Raw genomic sequence first — 19720 nt, 5'->3', positions numbered from 1 at the left:
CGCGTCAAAATTCAGGCTGATTGGGCAGACTTTCCCGCAGGTGTTGAATCAGCTGATTGCCGGACCAGCTCTGCCGATAGGCCAGACCAAAACTGTAATGAAAACTGGGCTCAAAGGGTTTGATGACAAAGTCCCGGCTGGCGGCCAGGTTATCGAAAGCGGTAATCGGGTTGATCAGGCTTATCCCCACGCCGTTGGCAACCAGTGAACAGATCGCAGCAATATTGGCCTCGGTTTTACCGGCAATTCTGATGTTGTTTTCATTGATGAGTGCCAGAAGCTGATCAGCAGCCAGGTTTGGCTGGTTGGGTATTACCAGATGCTGGCCGCGCAGGTCTTTTACATGAATGGTTTCCAAGTCTGCCAATGGGTGGTCTTTGGGGACCAGGCAGACGGCTTTTACACTGAAGAGTTCTTCTACAACCAGCGCCTGTGAGTTGACCGGCAAGGTTACAAAGCCTGCATCAAAGTGTCCTGCCTCGATGGAGCGCACCACTTCGGGGCTGGGCATGATGTCGAAGTAAATGCTGTATTTCGGGTTGATCCTGAGAATGTTGGCAATCAGCCTGGGGACAAAGGCGAAGCCCAGCGCGGGTGCCGATGCCAAACGCATGCGTGAGGCACCAAATTCTCTGAGAGCAACAATGCTGTGCTTCATCTCCTCAAGGTTGTCCATCAACCTGAGAATTTCACCATAGAGCTCATCCGCCTCCGGCATGGGAACCAGCCGTTTCTTATGCCGGATGAACAGCGCCATATTGATATTTTCTTCCAGTTGAGCCAGCGAACGGCTGACCCCGGACTGGGTTATGCCCAGCTCCTTGGCCGTCCGTGTGGCTGTTCCCTGCTCATAAAGCGTCTTGAAAATAATCAGGGATTTCAGCGAATTCAGATTAATGTCAGCCATTACCAGTGCCCATCTTGTTGTTTTCTATTCGGTTTTAACCGGATTAGACGTGATCAAGTTGTCATTATAGTTGATGACTAAAAATCATATTTTAATGAAAAAACATTATGCGTTGAAATAATAAAAAATATCTCCCTATAATCATTTCCATACTAAAAACAACAGAATTTTGACAACGGAGTATTTGATTCCATGACCGGGAACGCTCTCTTTTATCAAGCCAGTGGCCAGTTGCCGCTGGTCTCACACGCAGACGGCATCTACATCTGGGATGTCGATGGCAAGCGTTATATTGATGCCTGTTCGGGTGCCATTACCTGCAATCTCGGTCACAACCATCCGGCTGTTAAAGCGGCAATGGCTGAGCAACTGGGCCGCGTTGCATTCAGTTATCGCACCCAGTTCGAAAGCCAGGTTGCGATCGACCTGGCAGAAGAACTCGTCGAGCTGACGCAAGGGGATCTGGATAAGGTTTTCTTTGTCGGCAGCGGATCGGAAGCGGTTGAAAGTGCCATGAAGCTGGCACGGCAATATTTTGTCAGTATTGGTCAATCACAGCGTACCCACTTTGTCTCCCTGCGACCCTCCTACCACGGCAGTACCCTCGGCGCGCTGAGTTTAACCGGCTACCAACCCCTGGAAGCACCTTTCACGGATATCACACTGGGGTCGATCAAGGTTCCTTCTCCTGATTTCTACCGCTATCAAGAAAACACCCTGGAAGAGCATGTTGCGTCCGTATTGGCTGAAACCGATGAGGCCATTGCCGAGGTGGGCGGTGAACACATCATCGCGATTGCAATCGAGCCTGTTGGCGGGGCCAGCACCGGAGCACGCATGCTCAACCGTCAGTACATGGAAGGCATTCGCGAGATCTGTGACCGTCATGGCTGCCTGCTGATTCTGGACGAAGTGCTCTCGGGCATGGGCCGAACAGGCGAATGGTTTGCCTACCAACACTGGGGCGTCAAACCCGATCTGATCGCGTTGGCCAAGGGCATGGGGGCCGGCTATTACCCGGTGGCCGCCATGATGGCCAGGCAGGAACTGGTTGACCAGGTGTTGGAGACGGGCGGTTTCATGCATGGCCACACCTATGCCGGCAATCCTCTGGCCTGTGCTACGGCTCTGGCCGTTGTCAGAGCAACCAAGGAGCAGGAGCTGGTTGCCAATGCTGCCCGTCAGGGAGCCTATCTTAGAGAAGGCCTGGATAAGTTGGCAGAAAAGCATGCCTGTATCGGTCAGGTGCGTGGCGTAGGTCTGCTTCAGGGCGTCGAGTTTGTCGCTGATCGTGACAGCAAAACCCCATATCCCGCTGAAGACAACATTTTCAATGAGATCACTCGCCTGGCCAAAGCACGTGGCTTGCTGGTGTATCCAAGACGAACCTTGGACGGTGTACGAGGTGATCATGTGCTGATCACTCCACCGCTGACGGTAACACGAGAGGAAATCGACGAAATTCTGCGCCTGTTCGATCAGTCACTGGCTGATCTGAGTGGCCGGTAATACTCCAAAAACGAAAGGGGAAATGCAATGTTGAAAAAAATGATAATGACAGCCTGTTTCGGGCTGGCACTTGCATCAAACGCTCAGGCTGCCGGTGGCCTGGAGACGGTTAAAAGCGAAAATGAACTGACTTTTGCCATGTCCGGTGCCTACCCTCCGTTCAACTTTGTAGATGAACAGGGTGATCTGGCGGGGTTCGATGTTGAGATCGGCCGTGAAATTGCCAAACGCATCGGCGTTGAAGGCGAGCCGATCGCAACGGCCTGGGATGGCATCATCGCTGGCCTTCTGGCTAACCGTTACGACACGATTATTGGCTCCATGGCCATTACCGATGAGCGTCTCAAAACCATCGATTTCTCCAACCCTTACTACCGCTCAGGCGCTCAGCTTTTTGTTAAGAAAGGCGCCGAATCGACCAGCCTGGCAGAGCTGAAAGGCGCCAAAATCGGCGTCACCCTGGGGACCACCTTTGAAGGCTGGCTGCGTGAAAATGCACCGGATGTAGAAGTACGCACCTACAAGGGTGTTCCCCAGATGATGATGGAAACCCAGTCCGGGCGTTTGTCTGGCTTTGTCACTGACCGTCTCACCGGGCTGATGGCCATTCAGGAACGGGATATGCCGATTCAGATGGCGGGTGACCTGCTGTATCCGGAGCTGATTGGCATTGCCATGCAGAAAGATAACCCTGAGCTGCTCAGCGCCATCAACAAGGCACTTGCTGATATGCAGGCTGACGGGACCTATCAGCAGATCAGTGAAAAGTGGTTCGGTACTGATATCCGATAAGGGGCGCGGCAATGTTCGACTGGGCAATCATCGTTAAGTATTTTCCGATTCTTTCGGAAGCAGCACTGCTGACACTGTATATCTCGGTTATCTCTCTGGTACTGGGGCTTATATTCGGTTTGGCGGCTGCGCTGGCACGGCTATCCAGTAATCGCGTGCTTTTTGGTATCGCCAGTTTCTACATCTGGCTGATCCGTTCCACTCCGCTGCTGGTACAGCTGTTCCTGATCTACTACGGGTTGCCTCAGTTCGGATTGGAGTTGTCTCCATTTGTATCAGGGGTATTGGGGCTGGCACTCAATGTGGGGGCCTACAACGCCGAAACCATTCGTGCCGGCATTCAATCCATCAGCCATGGTCAGACCGAGGCGGCGCTTTCAATCGGCATGACCCATGCGCAAGCCATGCGCAGGATCATTCTCCCGCAGGCGGTACGTAACATCATTCCGCCCTTGGGGAATAACTTTATCATCCTGATCAAGGATACCTCTCTGGTGTCGACCATCACTCTGGTGGAGCTCACCATGAAAACCCAGCAGCTGGTGGGTACAACCTATAAACCCTTCGAGCTGTATCTGGCGGCCACCATCCTCTATGCCATCCTGACGTCCGCAACCGCACTGGCGCTGCGAGCCGTCGAAAAACGGATGCACCTGAAGACCCAAAGGAGTTAACCATGAGTGACGCTATCGTCAGAGTCGAGGCGCTGAGAAAGTGTTACGGCGACCTGGAAGTGCTGCGGTCGGTGGATCTGCAGGTTGAAGCCGGGGAAGTCATTTGCATCATCGGGCCCAGCGGGTCTGGCAAAAGTACGCTGTTGCGCACCATTAACCACCTGGAAGTCCCCACTGCCGGGGAGATCCATGTCAATGGCATGTTTATCAACGATACCTCCCTGAAGGGCAAAGCGTTTGATAAGCATCTGTGCGAGGTGCGGACCAACCTGGGCATGGTGTTCCAGCACTTTCACCTGTTCCCCCACATGAGCATCCTGCAAAACGTCATTGAAGGACCTGTGCAGGTGCTCAAACAGAACAAGGCCGAGGCTGAGGAGAAGGCGATGCAGCTGCTGACCAGTGTCGGTTTGGCAGACAAGCGTGATGCCTATCCCGACATGCTGTCCGGCGGCCAGAAACAGCGCGTGGCGATTGTGCGTGCGCTGGCCATGAACCCGAGCGTCATGCTGTTTGATGAGCCTACCTCAGCACTGGACCCGGAGTTGGTCGGGGAAGTGCTGTCGGTGATGGAAGGCCTGGCCAAAGAGGGCATGACCATGTTGATCGTGACCCATGAGATGGAGTTTGCCCGCAAGGTGGCCGACCGCGTCATTTTTATGGATGGCGGCTTCATTGTGGAGCAGGGGACACCTGATCAGGTCTTCGGCAATCCTCAGCATCAACGTACCCAACAATTTTTGGCCAGTATTCACTCATGAACAAGCAGCAAACAATTGAGCAGGCCATTGCCCAGATCCCGGATGGGGCAAGCATCATGGTCGGAGGCTTCGGCAGCCCGGGCACGCCCTTTGCGCTGATCGATGAACTGCTGAAGCAAGGACAGAAGCACCTTACCCTGATCAAGAACGATGCCAATGAAATGGGCATCGGTATCAGTAAGCTGATCGAAAACGGTCAGGTCGACAAACTGGTCTCGACCCATATCGGGCTGAACCGCCGTGTCATTGAATTGATGAATGAAGGTGTGCTGGAAGTGGAGTTTCACCCCCAGGGCATCTTCGCGGAAAAGATTCGCACGGCCGGTGCTGGCAGCTTTGGTTTTCTCTCCGATATCGGCCTGGAGTCCGAGATTACCAGGCCTGAGGATCTGCTTGACTGGAAAGGTTCGCGATACAAGGTTGAAATGGCATTGGGGGCCGACTTTGCCCTGATTCATGCGGCCCAGGCCGACACCTTTGGCAACCTGGTCTATCAGGGCAGTGCCATTAATTTCAGCCCGCTGATGGCCATGGCGGCGAATCAGGTGATTGTTGAAACCGCCCACTGTCGTGCGCCGGGTGAGCTTGAGCCTGCCTGCATCCACACTCCCAGTGCTTTTGTAAGCAGTCTGGTGGTGTTACCCGCCCTGACGAATGACTACGGGATTATGGAACATCATGTCCGACATTAAGCGCATCATCAGTCGTGCTGCTCGGGAAATTCAGCCGGGCAACATCGTGAACCTGGGGATCGGACTGCCGACCCAGGTGATTCATCACCTGCCGGAGGATATGGATGTTCTTATTCATACCGAAAACGGTGTGTTGGGGGCCTGGAAGCAGGCGCAACGGGAGCAGATGGACCCGTTTCTGATCGATTCCGCAGGCGCCTATATCGCGACGCGCCCCGGCAGCGCTTTCTTCGACAGTGCCGTGTCCTTTGCCATGATACGGCGCGGCAAGCTGGATCTGACAATGATCGGTGCTTTCGAGGTTGATCAACAGGGCAACCTGGCCAACTGGAAGATTCCGGGCAAGTTCTCCCCCGGTATCGGCGGAGCTATGGAGCTGGCGCAAAAAACGCCGCGTATTGTGGTGTTGACGACTCACTGCGATAAGAAGGGGGCACCTAAGGTTCTCAAACAGTGTCGCTTGCCGCTCACCGCCGAGTCTTGTGTCTCGCGCATCATTACCGAGAAAGCCGTGATTGATGTGACGCCGGAAGGGTTGGTGGTGCGAGAGAAGCTGGAACCCATCAGCAACGAAGCGCTGCAGGCAATAACGGAAGCCGAGCTGATCTTCCCCCAGGAACTGGAGGCATCATGAGTCTTGCCGAGCATGAACAGCAGATACTGAAAAGCTGTGATCAGGTCTTTGATGACACTATCGCATTCACCAAGGATATGGTGAGTCAGTATGCCGTGTTGAATCAGGAACAGGGTGTACTCAATGTGGTTGAAGGCCAGTTGAATGACCTTGGATTGCCGGTACAGCGCGTAGAGATGAAGCATGAAGCCATGTGCGGTCATTCGCTCTATGCGCCAGTTGAATGGGATCACGAGAACAAATACAACCTGGTCTCCCAGTTGAATCGGGGTGCTGAAGGCAAGACGCTGGTGCTGAATGGCCACCTGGATGTGGTCAGTGCCGATCCGCCGGATATGTGGACGCACCTGCCGAATGAACCTTGGGAAAAAGATGGCTGGCTCTATGGCCGTGGTGCCGGTGATATGCAGTCCGGTGTGGCCGCCATGATCTACGCCGTGCATGCAGTGCGTCATGCCGGTTTTGAGATCAAATCGCCACTGACGATACAGGCAGTTGTAGAAGAGGAGTGCTCCGGTAATGGTGCACTGGCGTGTCTGCAGCAGGGTTTTGGTGGCGATTTTGTCTTGATCCCTGAGCCTTTCGGTCCGCAAATCTACTCAGGTCAGGTCGGCGTGCTCTGGTTCAAGGTAGTCGTAAAGGGCAAGCCCGCGCACGTGCTGGATACCTCTGCGGGGCAGAGTGCTATCGAAAAACTGCAACTACTGATCCCCTGGCTCAAGTCACTGGAAGACGAGTTGAACTCCAACTTCCGTGCACCTCCTTATGATGCGATTGAGCGGCCCTTCAACTTGAACATAGGCACTATTCAGGGCGGTAACTGGGCATCCAGTGTGCCTTCGCATGCGCAGATGGAAGGTCGAATCGGCTTTCCTCCCGGCATGTGTGCCAACGAGATCATGCAACGGGTAAATGACTGTATCGAGCAGGCTGCGCGCACGGAGAAGGCCTTTGTCACGGAAAAGCCTGTGTTGCGCTTTCACGGCTTTCGTTCCGAAGGGCATCTGGTTGATATGGCTGACCCGGGCATCAACCTGTTAAGTGGCTGTCATGAGTCGCTGACTCAGGAGCGGCCCAAAGAATACCTGTCGACCTGTACCACAGACCTGCGTGCCTTCCATTTTTATAGCCGTACGGCCGGTACCTGCTACGGGCCAGTCGCGCGCAATATTCATGGCATCGACGAGAGCGTTGATATCGAGTCCATCCGTCATGTTCTGAAAACCTACGCCCTGTTTATCAGTCGCTGGTGCAAACTGGAGCCCGCATGAAACCTGTTTTTATTACCGATTATGCGCGCACTGCATTCAGCCGCGCGCACCCGAAAAAAACGGAAGTCGATGCCTTGGTGGAGCAGCCCGCTGACAGGCTTTTGGCAGCGTTGATTGACTATTCGCTGGAACGTCGTCGAGTAGACCCGACACAGATCGATGACTTTAATCTGGGCTGTGCCCTGGCGGTAAAAGAGCAATGGAGTTTTGGCGGGCGCTATCCCCTGTTTGAGAGCCGGTTGGGAGACCAGTGTGCCAGCCGTCAGATTGACCAGCAGTGTGGCTCGGGCCTGGCAGCACTTCGCTTCTCGGCATTGAGTATTGCTTCTGGCTCGGCGGATATCGCTCTGGCTGGTGGCTATGAGCACATGACGCGTGTTCCGATGGGCCCGGCCCTGTTTCAGGGCGGTGTGCTTACGATACCCGAGTTGCCGACTGACACTGGCAAATCCTATGAAATGTCAGTGGTGATGAATATGGGGCTAACTGCGGAGCGACTGGCGACTCAGGCGGGCATCTCCCGTGAGCAGATGGATACATTCGCTGTTCGCTCTCATTCGTTGGCGGCACGTGCACAGCAGGCAGGTGTCTGGGCTGACGAGATCATGCCGGTCCAGCTTGCGAACGAGGAGGTTTTTCAGCAGGACGCCAACATCCGTGCGGATACCCGACTGGACGTTTTGGCAACACTGAACCCGGTATTTGCCGAACAGGGGCAGGTAACAGCTGGTAACAGTTCACCCCTGACCAGCGGTGCCGCGCTTGCAACGCTAATGTCAGAAGCAGCGCTGAAAACCCATAGCCAGGAGCCCTTGGCTCGGGTGCTGGGGTGTGTTGATCGGGGCGTGAAGCCAGAGCTGATGGGCGCAGGTGTTGTGCCGGCTGTGCAGCGGCTCTTGGCTCAGTTTGACTTCAAGCCTGAGCAAATTGACCTTTGGGAGATCAATGAAGCCTTCAGCGTGGTGCCGCTCTATGCTATTCAGACTCTGAATCTGGACCCTGAAAAGGTCAATATTCATGGTGGTGCTTTGGCTCTGGGTCATCCGCTTGGCGCAACCGGCATTCGTCTGGCAGGTACGTTGGCGCATAACCTCAAGCGTGAAGGCAAAAAATTAGGTGTGGCCGCCGCCTGCATTGGAGGGGGCCAAGGTATAGCAGTACTTATCGAAAGCTGCTGAGTGTGGGCAAAGCACAGGGTTTGGACATCGCTGATGCATGAGGTATAACCATAGATAGCTGCCAGAGGTGATGAAAGTGCTCTGGTAGCTGCACTGTGTTTCTACCGATGGAGCCGAGGCAGATGTCAGCCCTTGAGTTAAAACTGCCGCCACCGCTGGTGACTGTACTGGTTGCCTTGCTGATCTATGGCGGGCAGCGAATTACACCCTCAAGCCTGAGCGTTTCGATTGCACCTTGCTGGGCGCTGCTGCCCTTGGGAGTTTCCTTGCTGCTCGCGGTAATGGCCGTCGCGCATTTCTTTCGGGCCGGCACTACCGTGCATCCGCACTGCCCCGAGAAAAGCAGCTGTCTGGTCGCTCACGGGATCTATCGCTACAGCCGCAACCCCATGTACCTGGCTCTTCTCTTGATGCTGGTCGCCTGGTCTGTGTACTTGGGCTGGCTGTTGGCTCCGCTGGGGTGGGCGCTGTTTGTATTCTGGATTACCCGGTTTCAAATTCTGCCTGAAGAACGCACGCTCACGCGCCTGTTTGAAGATGAATACCGGGCTTACTGCCAGCGCGTCAGGCGCTGGCTTTGACAGTATTCGAGAGCCTTCACGCTGCGTTGAACATGGATTGCAGCTCCTCCATTCCCTTCAGATTGCCGGGCAAATCCCGGTGGCTCAGGGTGTCAGTAATGACCTGACCCTGCCATTCCTGCTCAAGGCGGTTGCGCTCCGGTGTGGATTTGAACTGGGCAATAAACTGATTCACCTCGCTTAACAGGTTCGCATTTTCCGGATCTGCGGCTACGGCCATGGAATAGAAGTAGGATTGTTCAGCCAGGTTGCCGGGCAGGATCTCTATCTTGTCGTACCAGGGACTTTCAGGGTTGTTACAGGCCCAGTAGTAGATCGGCAAATCGACCATGAAGGCATCGACAATGCCGTTAGCCAGGCAGTCGTGGATGCGGCTCTGGTCGGAGTACGCCAGCAGGTTGGAAAGCTGGGTTTTATTGCCGGCTTCAGTACCGACACCCAGGCTCTCCAGCACGGCAAAGGCAGCAGGGTCGTTTATGATGCCTAAAGTCTTACCCTGAAGGTCTTTGATCTGGCTGATTCGGCTGTCGCCTTTGCGACGCGCCAGTACACAGTGCAGGTAGGTGTAGGGCTCGGAATAGGCGACGTGGGCGTAGTCTTCGTCAGGCGGCAGGGCGCTGATCACGATATCCGCCGGTGCACCGCCGGGTTTGTCGCTGCTGAACAGGCGCTCGGTGCACAGGTCCCAGGGTGTTTCGACAAACTCACAGCGTATGCCCAAGTGACGTGCCAGAGCTTCGGCGTAACTGATATCAAGGCCTCTCAGAGCGCTACCCTGTTTCTGTCGGAACGACAGGCCGACAAACTGGGGTTCCACGGCAACGCGCAGGCTGCCACGCTGCCGGATCAGGTTGAGGCGATCTTGCCCCCGACTGAGCCCAAGCTGTCGGTTCATGCGCTCGACCGGCATCTGGGCAGAGGAGAGGTTCTCCATATCCGCAGGCAGGTGCTCCAGCCCCTGGCCGACTTGAGCCGCGAGCTCACTGATCCAGGTTTGCTTGTCCTGTACACGCCCCATCACGTCTTGCAGCAGGTGCAGGGTTTCAAACAGGATATCGGTATTCTCACGCACCTGGCCAATATCGTCATTGATATGACTGAACAGCTTGCCCAGTCGTTCGCTGGAAAAATTAACAGCCTCATCGGAGGCTTCCAGTTTATCCATGCTGTGTTGGCGCAGGCTGGACAGATCTTCTTCTATGGCCGAGAAGTTGAGCTGCTCCCGGGCTTCCTCCACATGCTTTACGGTGACTTCGGCCAGATTGCGCACTTCGTTGGCTACAACTGCGAAGCCTCGTCCGTGTTCGCCTGCGCGTGCGGCTTCGATGGCAGCATTCAATGCCAGCAGGTTGATTTGCGCACCGATGCGGGTGATGTTTTCCAGCACGGCGTGGGCACTGTCAGCCTTGGCTTCCAGCTTGCCGGCGATGCCTTCCATCGCGTCAATAACGGCATTGCTGGTATCGCCCACCGTTTCACGGAGCGTATGTTGCAGCTGACGCACTTCATCCCAGGACTGGCCCACCTTGTCAGCGGCTGCGTTCAGTTCCTGCTCCAGCTGTTGTGAACGCTGGTCCATCTGTTGAATCAATCCCTCCTGTTGCGCCAGGGCGCGGTTGGCGTGACCCGTGAACAGCTGCACACGTTGCAGCAGGCCGGCGATGGACTGGGTCAGGGTGTGCAGAGCACCGCCCTGATGTGAGCTTTCCTGAGTCCTTAGTTGCCCTTGAAGTTCGACCAGACACTGGCGCAGGGCGGGGTCTGGCAGGCTGCGTTCATCCAGTTGGGCTGTTTGCAAATGTGACAGCAGTTCCACCAGTGTTTGACTGGAAGGGCCGGGACGGCGATGGCGACGAAATAGCATGATGGAGGCTCCACAATATCTTTATTGCGGGTAAAGCAAATTTCGTTCCAGTAAAGGCTTCGGCGTATTTGCGGCCTGTGATAAAGGTGAGGGTATTCAGGAGGGCGCCAAGCGCGTGCAGCTGCACCTGAGTGGTGCAGCTGTTTTGCGACAGGTGTTAGCTGGTTGCTGCGACGGCTTTCACCTGTTCAGCCTTACTCAGGGTTTGCCAGGCATCGTACTGGCTCAGGAATACTTCACCGGTGAGTTCATCCAGGAAGTGGGTCAGCTTGAGTTTGTCCATAACCGGCCCTTTGACTTCAGACAGGTGGAAGCGCACTCCGCTGTCCTGCAGCCGCTGGTTGATCGCCTCCAGGCTTTCCAGCGCCGAGGCATCAATCAGGTTGACTGCCGGACACATCAAGACAAGATGTTCCAGTTCAGGCTGATTGGCGACCAGATCGTAGATACGATCCTCCAGATAACGTGCGTTGGCAAAATAGAGGCTCTCATCCACACGCAAGGTGAGTACACGCTTGCAGGTTTCCACATCGAACCGGTCCACGTTGCGGAAATGCTGAGTGCCCGGCACACGGCCGACAATGGCGCTGTGGGGTTTGCTGGTGCGGTAGAGATACAAAAGCACGGAGAGGCCGACGCCGGCGATTATGCCAAGCTCCACGCCTTCAACCAGGGTTAACACGATGGTCGCCAGCATGGCGGCAAAGTCACTGCGGGAATAGTTCCAGGTGCGTTTTAACGCGCTCAGATCCACCAGTGACAGCACAGCAACAATAATGGTGGCCGCCAGTGTTGCCTTGGGCAGGAAAAAGATCAGCGGTGTCAGTACCAGGGTCGCGATGGCAATACCCACCGCCGTGAAGGCACCGGCCGCTGGGGTTTCCGCACCGGCATCGAAATTGACCACCGAGCGGGAAAAGCCGCCGGTCACCGGGAAGCCGCCGGAGGCTGCTGAAGCCACGTTGGAAGCCCCCAGGCCGATCAATTCCTGGTCCGGAGAGATACGCTGGCGGCGCTTGGCGGCCAGGGTTTGTGCCACAGACACGGATTCGACAAAGCCCACTACGCTGATCAACAGTGCAGAGACAAACAGTTGCTGCCAGAGATCGGCGTCAAAGCTGGGCAGATGCAGGCCGGGCAGGCCGGTGGGGACTTCGCCTACGACTTTAACGCCTTGTTCATCAAGACTGAGTCCCCAGGTTGCGACTGTGGTGGCGACAACCGCCAGTACAGGCCCAGCCTTGGCAACAATATCTGCCAGACGCTCGCCCATGCCGAAGTTGATCAACATCGGCTTGAGCTGTTTACGCACCCAGAACAGGAACGCGGTTGCGGTAACACCGATCACCAGTGTCGGCAGGTTGATCTGGTTCAGTTTGGAACCCAGAGCCAACAAAATGTCGAGCAAATTATGACCTGAGGCGTCGACCCCCAGGATATGTTTGAGCTGGCTGGCGGCAATGATAATGCCGGAAGCAGTAATGAAACCTGAAATAACCGGATGGCTGAGAAAATTGGCCAGGATGCCCAGTCGCATCAGCCCCATCAGAATCAGGATGCCGCCGGAAATAAAGGCCAGCGCTGTGGCGGCCGCGAGGTACTCCGCAGTGCCTTGAAGTGCCAGGTTGCCAACTGCTGCGGCGGTCATGAGCGACACCACGGCCACCGGCCCAACCGCCAGGGTGCGGCTGGTTCCGAAAATGGCATAGGCCACCAGTGGCAGGATACTGGCATAGAGTCCGACCTCCGCCGGCAAGCCGGCCAGCAGTGCATAGGCCAGCGACTGCGGGATCAGCATGATCGTTACGATCAAGGCTGCCACCAGGTCACTGGTAAATGTGCTCCGGTTATATATCCGGAGCCACTGCAGTATGGGGAGGTAGCGTTCTAGCATGCGAGTATCCTTACGGCTTATTGGTGAGCCGATTAAGCGAGCTTATTTCTTGTCGGCGAAGTTGCAGGCTTCCTGGGCCTCCTGCTCCGTTGGCCGGTGTAGCAATACTTCCGGTTTGGCCAGCCACTCATGGCCTTTGAGCATGGCGTTCCAGTAAATCCAGGGCAGCATCTTTTCCTTCAGCATCCAGGAGAAACGGCTGGGCTGTTTGCCATCCACCAGCCACTCGGGGAAGCTGGGCAGCAGCTTGCCGCCGTAGCCGAACTCCGCCAGGACGATCTTGCCGCGTTCTACCGTTAACGGGCAGGAACCATAGCCGTCGTAGATAGCCCTTGGGGCTTCGCCCTTGAGTGCACGCAGGATATTTTCTGCGACCACGGGTGCTTGCTTGCGAACGGCTGCTGCTGTCTTGGCGTTGGGTGTGTTGCCGGCATCGCCCAGTCCGAAGATGTCGCCATAGCGGCTGTGTTGCAGGGTTTCCGGGTTCAGCTCGATCCAGCCTGCGGCGTCAGCCAGGGGGCTTTCGCTGATAAATTTCGGTGCACGCTGAGGAGGGCAGACGTGCATCATGTCGAAGGCCTTTTCGATCTGTGTTGTGTTGCCCTCGGGGTCGGTGACGTTAAAGACAGCCGTTTTCCCCGAGCCGTCGACAGATACCAGATTATGCTGGAAGTTGAGCTGGATGCCGTATTTTTCCACGTATTTCATCAAGGCCGGCACATAGTCGGCAACGCCGAACAGGGCTGCACCGGCGGTGCAAAACTCGACCTGGAGGTCCTGGAGCCGCGACTGGCGAGACCAGTGATCACAGGCCAGGTACATGGCTTTCTGAGGCGCACCAGCACATTTGATCGGCATGGGCGGCTGGGTAAACAGGGCCTTGCCCTTGCGGGTGCTTTGTACCAGCTCCCAGGTGTAGGGAGCCAAGTCAAACAGGTAGTTGGACGTGACGCCATTCTGCCCAAGGGTATCTTTCAGGCCGGGTATGGCTTCCCAGTCCAGTGCCAGGCCGGGGGCAACCACAAGAATGCTGTACCCCAGTCGTTCACCGTCTTCCAGTACAACCTGGCGCTGTTCCGGCTCGAAAGCGTGAGCAGCAGCCTGATACCACTTCACCTGATGGGGCATTACATCCGACATGTTGCGCACGGTTTCACGGCGCTCGAATACACCCCCGCCGACCAGCGTCCAGCCGGGCTGATAGTAATGCTCCTGACGTGGCTCAATAATGGCGATATCAAGGTCCGGATTTCGCTGCAGCAGACTGCCAGCAACGGACTGGCCGGCCGCACCGCCACCGACAATCAATACTTCATGGCGCCGCCCGGTTGCTTTGACCGGGCTCTCTGACTCGGGTGTCGCCATTGTCTGCAGACGTTCACGCTGGGCGCTGAGGTCATAGCCGGCATCTTGTGCGGCATTGAGAATGGCATCAGCATCCAAGTGATGGGCCTCGGATAGTGCCCAGAGAGTGCAGCAGCGGGTACCGGTGCGACAAAACGCCAGGACCGGTCCTTGAAGGCTGTCCATCAACTCACGAAAACGGCTGATATCCGCATCGGTAATCTGGCCCGAAATAACCGGCTGATAATGCCAGGCCAGGCCATGACGCTCTGCTGCCGCGCGGATTTCAGCCATGTCCGGCTGATCTTCGCTCTCGTTTTCAGGGCGATTACAGATGATCGATTTGAAGCCTTTGGCAGCGGCCAGGCCCACATCCGCAGCGGTAATCTGGGGGCTGACACTGAGAAAGGGCGTGAGTTGATGTAAATCCATGTTTGTCTCCGAGGCACTTATAGTTATTGTCGTTTCAAAACGGCTCAGAACAGGTTGATCGGTACTTTCAGATAGACCTGATCGTTATCTTCGGCGGGCGGCATCTGTCCGGCACGCATGTTGACCTGAACCGAGGGCAGGATCAGACGTGGCATGGCCAGCGTCGCATCGCGTTCGGTGCGCATGCGGACGAAGTCCTCCTCGCTGATGCCTTCCTTGACGTGAATATTGTTCTGGCGCTCGTCGGCAACGGTGGTTTCATTGGCATATTCGTCGCGGCCTGGTGCCTTGTAGTCATGGCACATGAACAGCCGGGTCTCCGAGGGCAGGGAGAAAACACGCTGGATGGACTGGTACAGGGTGCGGGCATCGCCACCCGGGAAGTCACAGCGTGCAGTGCCGTAATCGGGCATGAACAGGGTATCGCCGACAAAGGCGGCATCGCCGAACACATAGGTCATACAGGCAGGGGTGTGGCCCGGTGTGTGCATGGCCTGACCGGTCAGCTCGCCGATACGGATTTCATCCCCATCCTTGAGCAGGGCATCAAACTGGCTGCCGTCGCGGGCAAACTCGGTGCCGGCATTAAAAGCCTTGCCGAACGTATCCTGCACAGTCGTGATGTGTGAACCAATGGCCAGTTTGGCACCGGTCTTTTCCTGCAGGTAAGGGGCTGCCGAGAGGTGGTCGGCGTGGACATGGGTTTCCAGAATCCAGTCGACACTCAGGCCTTCTGCCTTGATGAATGCGAGGATCTCGTCGGCGGAACGCGTATCGGTTTTGCCCGCGGCATAATCGAAATCCAGCACTGAGTCGACAATGGCACAGTGGTGGGATGTGGGGTCTTGCACCACATAGCTGTAGGTGAAAGTCGGCTCGTCAAAAAATGCCGTCACTTTGGGTTGCATAACGCCTCCGATCCTTAAGTGCTTATAGTTATATACTTATAACGATTTAATTTATTCTAATATCGAAAGCTTGGCCAGGGAAAGACCAAATCGTTATAAACGCACTTTTGCTCATGCTTGGATGGAAAGCAGCGGGTTTTGACAGGAGAGGGAGGGATGTTGAAGCAGCTGACGAAACAAGTGCAGGGCCTGACAAGGCCCTGCAGGTAGGGAGGCTAAGGGTCAGCCCTGCTTGGGGCCTACCCAGACTTGCTGGATATTGACGAACTCCATAATGCCGTGAGGTCCAAGCTCGCGACCGTAACCGGAGCGCTTGATCCCCCCGCTGGGCAGTCGTGGGTCGGTTTTGACGAGGCCATTTACCACCACCTGACCGGTTTCCAGGTCTGCAGCCATGGCTTCGCCACGTGCCCGGTCTGTCCAGATTGAGCCAGCCAGACCGTATTCGCTGTCATTGGCGATAGCCAGTGCCTGCTCGGCATTTTCAGCTTTCAACACCACGGCCACAGGGCCAAAGGTTTCCTCTCGACAGGCCGGCATGTCGTTGGTCACGTCAGCCAGCAGGGTGACAGGATAAAAGTAACCCGGCCCATCCAGGGGTTCGCCACCCAGCAGACAACGGGCCCCGGCGGCCTTGGTCTGCTCAACCTGACGTGCCAACTCGGCACGCAAGTCCTCACGTGCAATCGGGCCGATATCCGTATCTTCATTGGCCGGGTCACCCACTTTCAAGGGAGCCAGTCGCGCTTCCAGCAACTCAACAAAACGGTCATAGACGGGCGCTTCAACAATGATGCGCTTGGCTGCAATGCAGGACTGGCCTGCATTGATGATGCGGGAAAAACCTATCAGATCGGCGGCCTGTTCCAGGTCGGCATCGGCCAGTACGATGGCCGGGTCCGAGCCCCCCAGCTCCAGTACAGCTGGCTTCAGTTCCGATGCGGCCATGGAAGCGACTTTGCTGCCACCGCCACTGGAGCCTGTAAATGAGATCGCACGTACGGCCTTATGCCGAATGGCCGCTTCAACATCCGGGGTCTGCAGCGGCAGGTTCTGCACCACGCCTTCAGGGGCTTCTGCCTGTACAAACAGGTCGGCGATGGCTTCAGCGCACGCCGGCACATGGGGGTCATGCTTGATCAGACAGGTATTGCCTGCCATTAATGCGGGTGCGCAGAAGCGAAACGCCAGCCAGAAAGGCGCGTTCCAGGGCAGAATGCCCATAACCGGCCCTAACGGCAGGTGCTGAATGTAGCTGTGGCTGGCATCGGACGCCAGGTCATATGTTTTAAGGTAGGCTTCACCATGCTCTGCATAGTGCTCGGCGCACCAGGCTGCTTTTTGCACTTCCCCGCGGGCTTCCTTGATAGGCTTGCCCATCTCATCGGTCATCAGGCGAGCCAGGCGCTCTTCCTGAGCGCGCATCAGGTTGGCGACGCGTTGTAATAACTGGGCGCGTTCGCTGAATGAGGTCTTGCGCCATTGGCCGAAGCCCTGCAAGGCTGTGTCGATACGTGCCTCCATACCGGCACGATCCAGCGCCGGAACGGAGTGCAAGGTCTGTCCGTTGGTCGGGTTAATAACCGTCAGCATAGATCCCTCCTTAGCGCTTCTCGGCGACTTTCTGTTTTTTCTCGGATTGCTTGTCTTCGCTTGCCGGTACTTTCACCAGCTCCGGGCCTTTTTCAGGCTTGGCGGCAGGCTTGGTGCTGCTGCCTGGGCGGATGAAGAAATCCTGGGGTACATCTTCGAAGAAAGAGCCGCACCCCTTGTCGGTTATATAGAAGGTGTCGGAAATACCACAGGTCTTGTCACCGTCCACACCCCACATCCAGGGGATAACATGGAAAGTCATGCCGGGCTCCAGCACTGAGCTGTCGCCGCCCTTGAGGCTGACGATATAGCCCTCATCCCAGCTGGGAGGAAAGGCGATCCCGATGGAGTAACCAGAGCGGGTAATCAGGCGAGCGCCCACGTCGTTATCGGTAATGATGGAGCGAACAATGTGATCGGCATCCGACACGGTCAATCCCGGGCGCATCTCAGCACGTATCTGGCGCAGGGCCAGCTTCATGGTTTCCTGGGCGCGGTACATTGAATCCGTGAGTTCGCCGCAAATGACGGTGCGCATTAGCGCCGTGTGGTAGCGACGATAGCAGCCGCCGATTTCCAGAAAAACATGCTCACCGGGTTGCACGGTGCGTCCTTCCCAGGTGGCGTGACCGATCATGGTGCGCGGGCCAGAGGTGACATAGGGCATCACGGCCGGGAAGTCACCGCCGGCGGCGAACATGGCCTGGCTGATGGCGCCACCGATTTCATTCTCGGTGACGCCGGCCTGACAGGCTTCAACACCTGCAAACAGGCCCGCGCGAGCCGCTTCTGCTGATTTGCGCATGGCATCCAGTTCATAACTGGATTTGCACTTGCGGCCCTCTTCAACGATGCCGAAACAGTCCATCAGGCGGCTGCCCTTAAATGCCGTCTTCAGGTAATCCTGATGATAGGCTGGAAAGAAATAGCTGTTGCGCTCATACCCCAGGACTTTTTCGGAAAGGCCGAATTCACGCAGAGATTCGATCAGCATCTGAATCGCGTCACCGGTATCCGAGTAGGGACGTGTTTTTTCCACCCAGGTACGGGCGTGCACATTTGACTCCTCCATCATGCGCGTAATCATGTAGGGCTCGTCGTCGATGGGCACGACCAGTGCCTGGAAGAAGGAGTAGCCTGATGTCTGATAATCGGTCAGATACATCAGGTTCTCCGGATCGGTGATGATCACCACATCCAGGAGGCGTTTTGCCATGCGCTGGCGCAGGTCGCCAATTCGCCGCTGGTATTCCTCAAACGGGAAGGTCATATCATCGCGTTCGCGCATCAGGCACCTCCAAGTACGCTGTCCACGGCCTGTTCCAGAATGCTCAGCCCCTGTTCGAGGTCTTCATCCGGAGTGGTCAGTGGCGGGATCAACTTGATAACGCGGCCACCTACGCCGCAAGGGCCTACCAGCAGTCCGCTTTCAAAGCAGGTCTTGGCGATCTCCTTGGCCTTGGCGCCATCCATGATATCCAGGGCCTGAATCATGCCCTTGCCACGGACTTCGACACCCTGGGTCTTGTACTTCTCGGCGATGGACTGCAAGCGGGCATTGATCATTTCGCCGCGTTCGCGGGTCTGTTGCATCAGGCTGTCATCTTCGAAGTAACGCAGCGCCTCGCGGCCTGCGACAAAGGAGAAGCCCTGGCCACGGAAGGTACCGGTATGTTCGCCGGGTTGCCAGTGCGCATCGTGCTCGGGTTTCACCAGGTTCATGGCCAACGGTGTACCAAAGCCGCCGATGCCTTTGGCCAGGCAGACGATATCCGGGTCCAGCCCCATATCGTCGAAACTGAAGTAGCTGCCGGTGCGGCCACAGCCGACCTGGATGTCATCAATGATCAGCAGGGCACCGACATCACGGGCCAGTTTCTGCAGCTCCTGCAGCCATTCCTTGCTGGCGATGTTGACACCGCCCTCGGCCTGAATGGTTTCAATAATAAAGGCAGCAGGCGGTTCATAGCCGCTGGAGCTGTTTTCCAGCGATTCGCGCAGGGTGTTGAGGCAGCCCATGCCGCACCCGGATGTGGTTTCAAACGGCGCGTGGTTGACGTGGTTCAAGGGTACGCCCGAGGCGTTACGGAAGTACTGGTTGGCAGTACAGGCCAGCGCCCCCAGTGTCATGCCGTGGAAGCCCTGGCTGAAAGCGATAACCTGTGAGCGCCCTGTTACCCGGCGCGCCAGTTTCAGAGCCGCTTCGACGGCGTTGGTGCCGGTCGGACCCATGAACTGCATCTTGTAGTTCATGTTGCGTGGCTTGAGCACGGTATCGATAAAGGCCTGCATAAACTCACGTTTGGCAGTGGTTGCCATATCCAGGCTATGTGCGACGCCGTCAGATTCGATAAATCGAATCAGCGCCTCTTTCATGCGTGGATTGTTGTGCCCGAAGTTGAGCACCCCGGCCCCGGCAAAGAAGTCGATATAACTTCGTCCCTGTTCATCCACCTGACGAGCATTAGACGCCGAAGCAAAAACTGTCGGATAGGCTCGGGAGTAACCGCGAATGTCGGATTCCCACTTTTCGAACAGTTCCATGCTGATCTCCTTGTGCGAAAGAGCCACTGCAGGCAGTTCACAAGTGTGTTCTGCCTGTGGCGTGAGTGATGTTGTAACCGGTTGTTTTACCCGGAGGTGTTCAGAGAGAAACTCAAGGCCTTGAAGGCCGCGACCTGAAGTG

General features: G+C 56.3%; 17 protein-coding genes and 1 pseudogene. 9 read left to right on the top strand and 9 right to left on the bottom strand.

Annotated features, from left to right (window positions below; translation table 11 throughout):
* Nucleotides 1-4: 4 nt before the first annotated feature.
* The gene (locus tag O3C79_RS14905; protein ID WP_494383748.1) at nt 5-907 is read right to left on the bottom strand and encodes a LysR family transcriptional regulator; all 903 of its coding nucleotides are present in this window, start codon (nt 905-907) and stop codon (nt 5-7) included.
* 192 nt (nt 908-1099) lie between these two features.
* Between O3C79_RS14905 and O3C79_RS14900 the strand changes: the two genes are divergently transcribed.
* From O3C79_RS14900 to O3C79_RS14860, 9 genes are all read left to right on the top strand, one after another.
* Entirely contained in the window at nt 1100-2416 is a 1317-nt protein-coding gene (locus O3C79_RS14900; RefSeq protein ID WP_494383747.1) for an aminotransferase family protein, read from the top strand.
* A gap of 27 nt (nt 2417-2443) precedes the next feature.
* Entirely contained in the window at nt 2444-3208 is a 765-nt protein-coding gene (locus O3C79_RS14895; RefSeq protein ID WP_217695076.1) for an ABC transporter substrate-binding protein, read from the top strand.
* An 11-nt stretch (nt 3209-3219) separates the two neighbouring features.
* Nucleotides 3220-3882 (top strand): amino acid ABC transporter permease, encoded by a 663-nt coding sequence (locus O3C79_RS14890; protein ID WP_076460141.1) that lies wholly within the window; start codon nt 3220-3222, stop codon nt 3880-3882.
* Between the two features lie 2 nt (nt 3883-3884).
* Nucleotides 3885-4643 (top strand): amino acid ABC transporter ATP-binding protein, encoded by a 759-nt coding sequence (locus O3C79_RS14885; RefSeq protein ID WP_076460139.1) that lies wholly within the window; start codon nt 3885-3887, stop codon nt 4641-4643.
* Nucleotides 4640-5335, top strand: coding sequence for a CoA transferase subunit A (locus O3C79_RS14880; protein WP_494383746.1), 696 nt, complete (start codon nt 4640-4642; stop codon nt 5333-5335). The genes O3C79_RS14885 and O3C79_RS14880 overlap by 4 nt, the downstream gene beginning before the upstream one ends.
* A complete protein-coding gene (locus tag O3C79_RS14875; RefSeq protein WP_494383745.1) occupies nt 5322-5969 on the top strand; it encodes a 3-oxoacid CoA-transferase subunit B in 648 nt (215 codons plus the stop codon). Before O3C79_RS14880 ends, O3C79_RS14875 begins: the two co-directional genes overlap by 14 nt.
* A complete protein-coding gene (locus O3C79_RS14870; RefSeq protein WP_494383744.1) occupies nt 5966-7240 on the top strand; it encodes an ArgE/DapE family deacylase in 1275 nt (424 codons plus the stop codon). Before O3C79_RS14875 ends, O3C79_RS14870 begins: the two co-directional genes overlap by 4 nt.
* The gene (locus tag O3C79_RS14865) at nt 7237-8418 is read left to right on the top strand and encodes an acetyl-CoA C-acyltransferase (protein WP_494383743.1); all 1182 of its coding nucleotides are present in this window, start codon (nt 7237-7239) and stop codon (nt 8416-8418) included. Before O3C79_RS14870 ends, O3C79_RS14865 begins: the two co-directional genes overlap by 4 nt.
* Before the next feature lie 122 nt (nt 8419-8540).
* Entirely contained in the window at nt 8541-8999 is a 459-nt protein-coding gene (locus O3C79_RS14860) for a methyltransferase family protein (protein WP_494383742.1), read from the top strand.
* A gap of 16 nt (nt 9000-9015) precedes the next feature.
* Here the strand turns inward: O3C79_RS14860 and O3C79_RS14855 are convergent, their stop codons facing one another.
* The 8 genes and pseudogenes from O3C79_RS14855 to ectB all read right to left on the bottom strand — a co-directional run bounded on the left by O3C79_RS14855 (nt 9016) and on the right by ectB (nt 19578).
* A complete protein-coding gene (locus O3C79_RS14855; RefSeq protein WP_494385798.1) occupies nt 9016-10017 on the bottom strand; it encodes a substrate-binding periplasmic protein in 1002 nt (333 codons plus the stop codon).
* A 108-nt stretch (nt 10018-10125) separates the two neighbouring features.
* A pseudogene (locus O3C79_RS14850) lies at nt 10126-10437 on the bottom strand (methyl-accepting chemotaxis protein); the annotation flags it as partial.
* Between the two features lie 583 nt (nt 10438-11020).
* Nucleotides 11021-12757, bottom strand: coding sequence for a SulP family inorganic anion transporter (locus tag O3C79_RS14845; protein ID WP_494383741.1), 1737 nt, complete (start codon nt 12755-12757; stop codon nt 11021-11023).
* A gap of 42 nt (nt 12758-12799) precedes the next feature.
* The gene (locus O3C79_RS14840; protein ID WP_494383740.1) at nt 12800-14533 is read right to left on the bottom strand and encodes a bifunctional protein tyrosine phosphatase family protein/NAD(P)/FAD-dependent oxidoreductase; all 1734 of its coding nucleotides are present in this window, start codon (nt 14531-14533) and stop codon (nt 12800-12802) included.
* Between the two features lie 44 nt (nt 14534-14577).
* Nucleotides 14578-15441 carry an MBL fold metallo-hydrolase gene (locus tag O3C79_RS14835; protein ID WP_494383739.1) on the bottom strand — a complete coding sequence of 288 codons (864 nt, stop codon included), beginning with the start codon at nt 15439-15441 and terminating at the stop codon, nt 14578-14580.
* Nucleotides 15442-15663: 222 nt separating this feature from the next.
* Complete coding sequence (locus tag O3C79_RS14830; RefSeq protein ID WP_494383738.1) at nt 15664-17034, bottom strand: NAD-dependent succinate-semialdehyde dehydrogenase; 1371 nt, start codon at nt 17032-17034, stop codon at nt 15664-15666.
* 10 nt (nt 17035-17044) lie between these two features.
* Complete coding sequence (gene doeA, locus O3C79_RS14825; protein ID WP_494383737.1) at nt 17045-18322, bottom strand: ectoine hydrolase; 1278 nt, start codon at nt 18320-18322, stop codon at nt 17045-17047.
* The gene (ectB, locus tag O3C79_RS14820; protein ID WP_494383736.1) at nt 18322-19578 is read right to left on the bottom strand and encodes a diaminobutyrate--2-oxoglutarate transaminase; all 1257 of its coding nucleotides are present in this window, start codon (nt 19576-19578) and stop codon (nt 18322-18324) included. The genes doeA and ectB overlap by 1 nt, the downstream gene beginning before the upstream one ends.
* Nucleotides 19579-19720: the final 142 nt, after the last annotated feature.

Source organism: Marinobacterium sp. NO-S09 (genome assembly GCF_059179545.1).
Note: the sequence above shows the minus strand (reverse complement) of the source record. Positions and strands in the feature narration are given on the sequence as shown.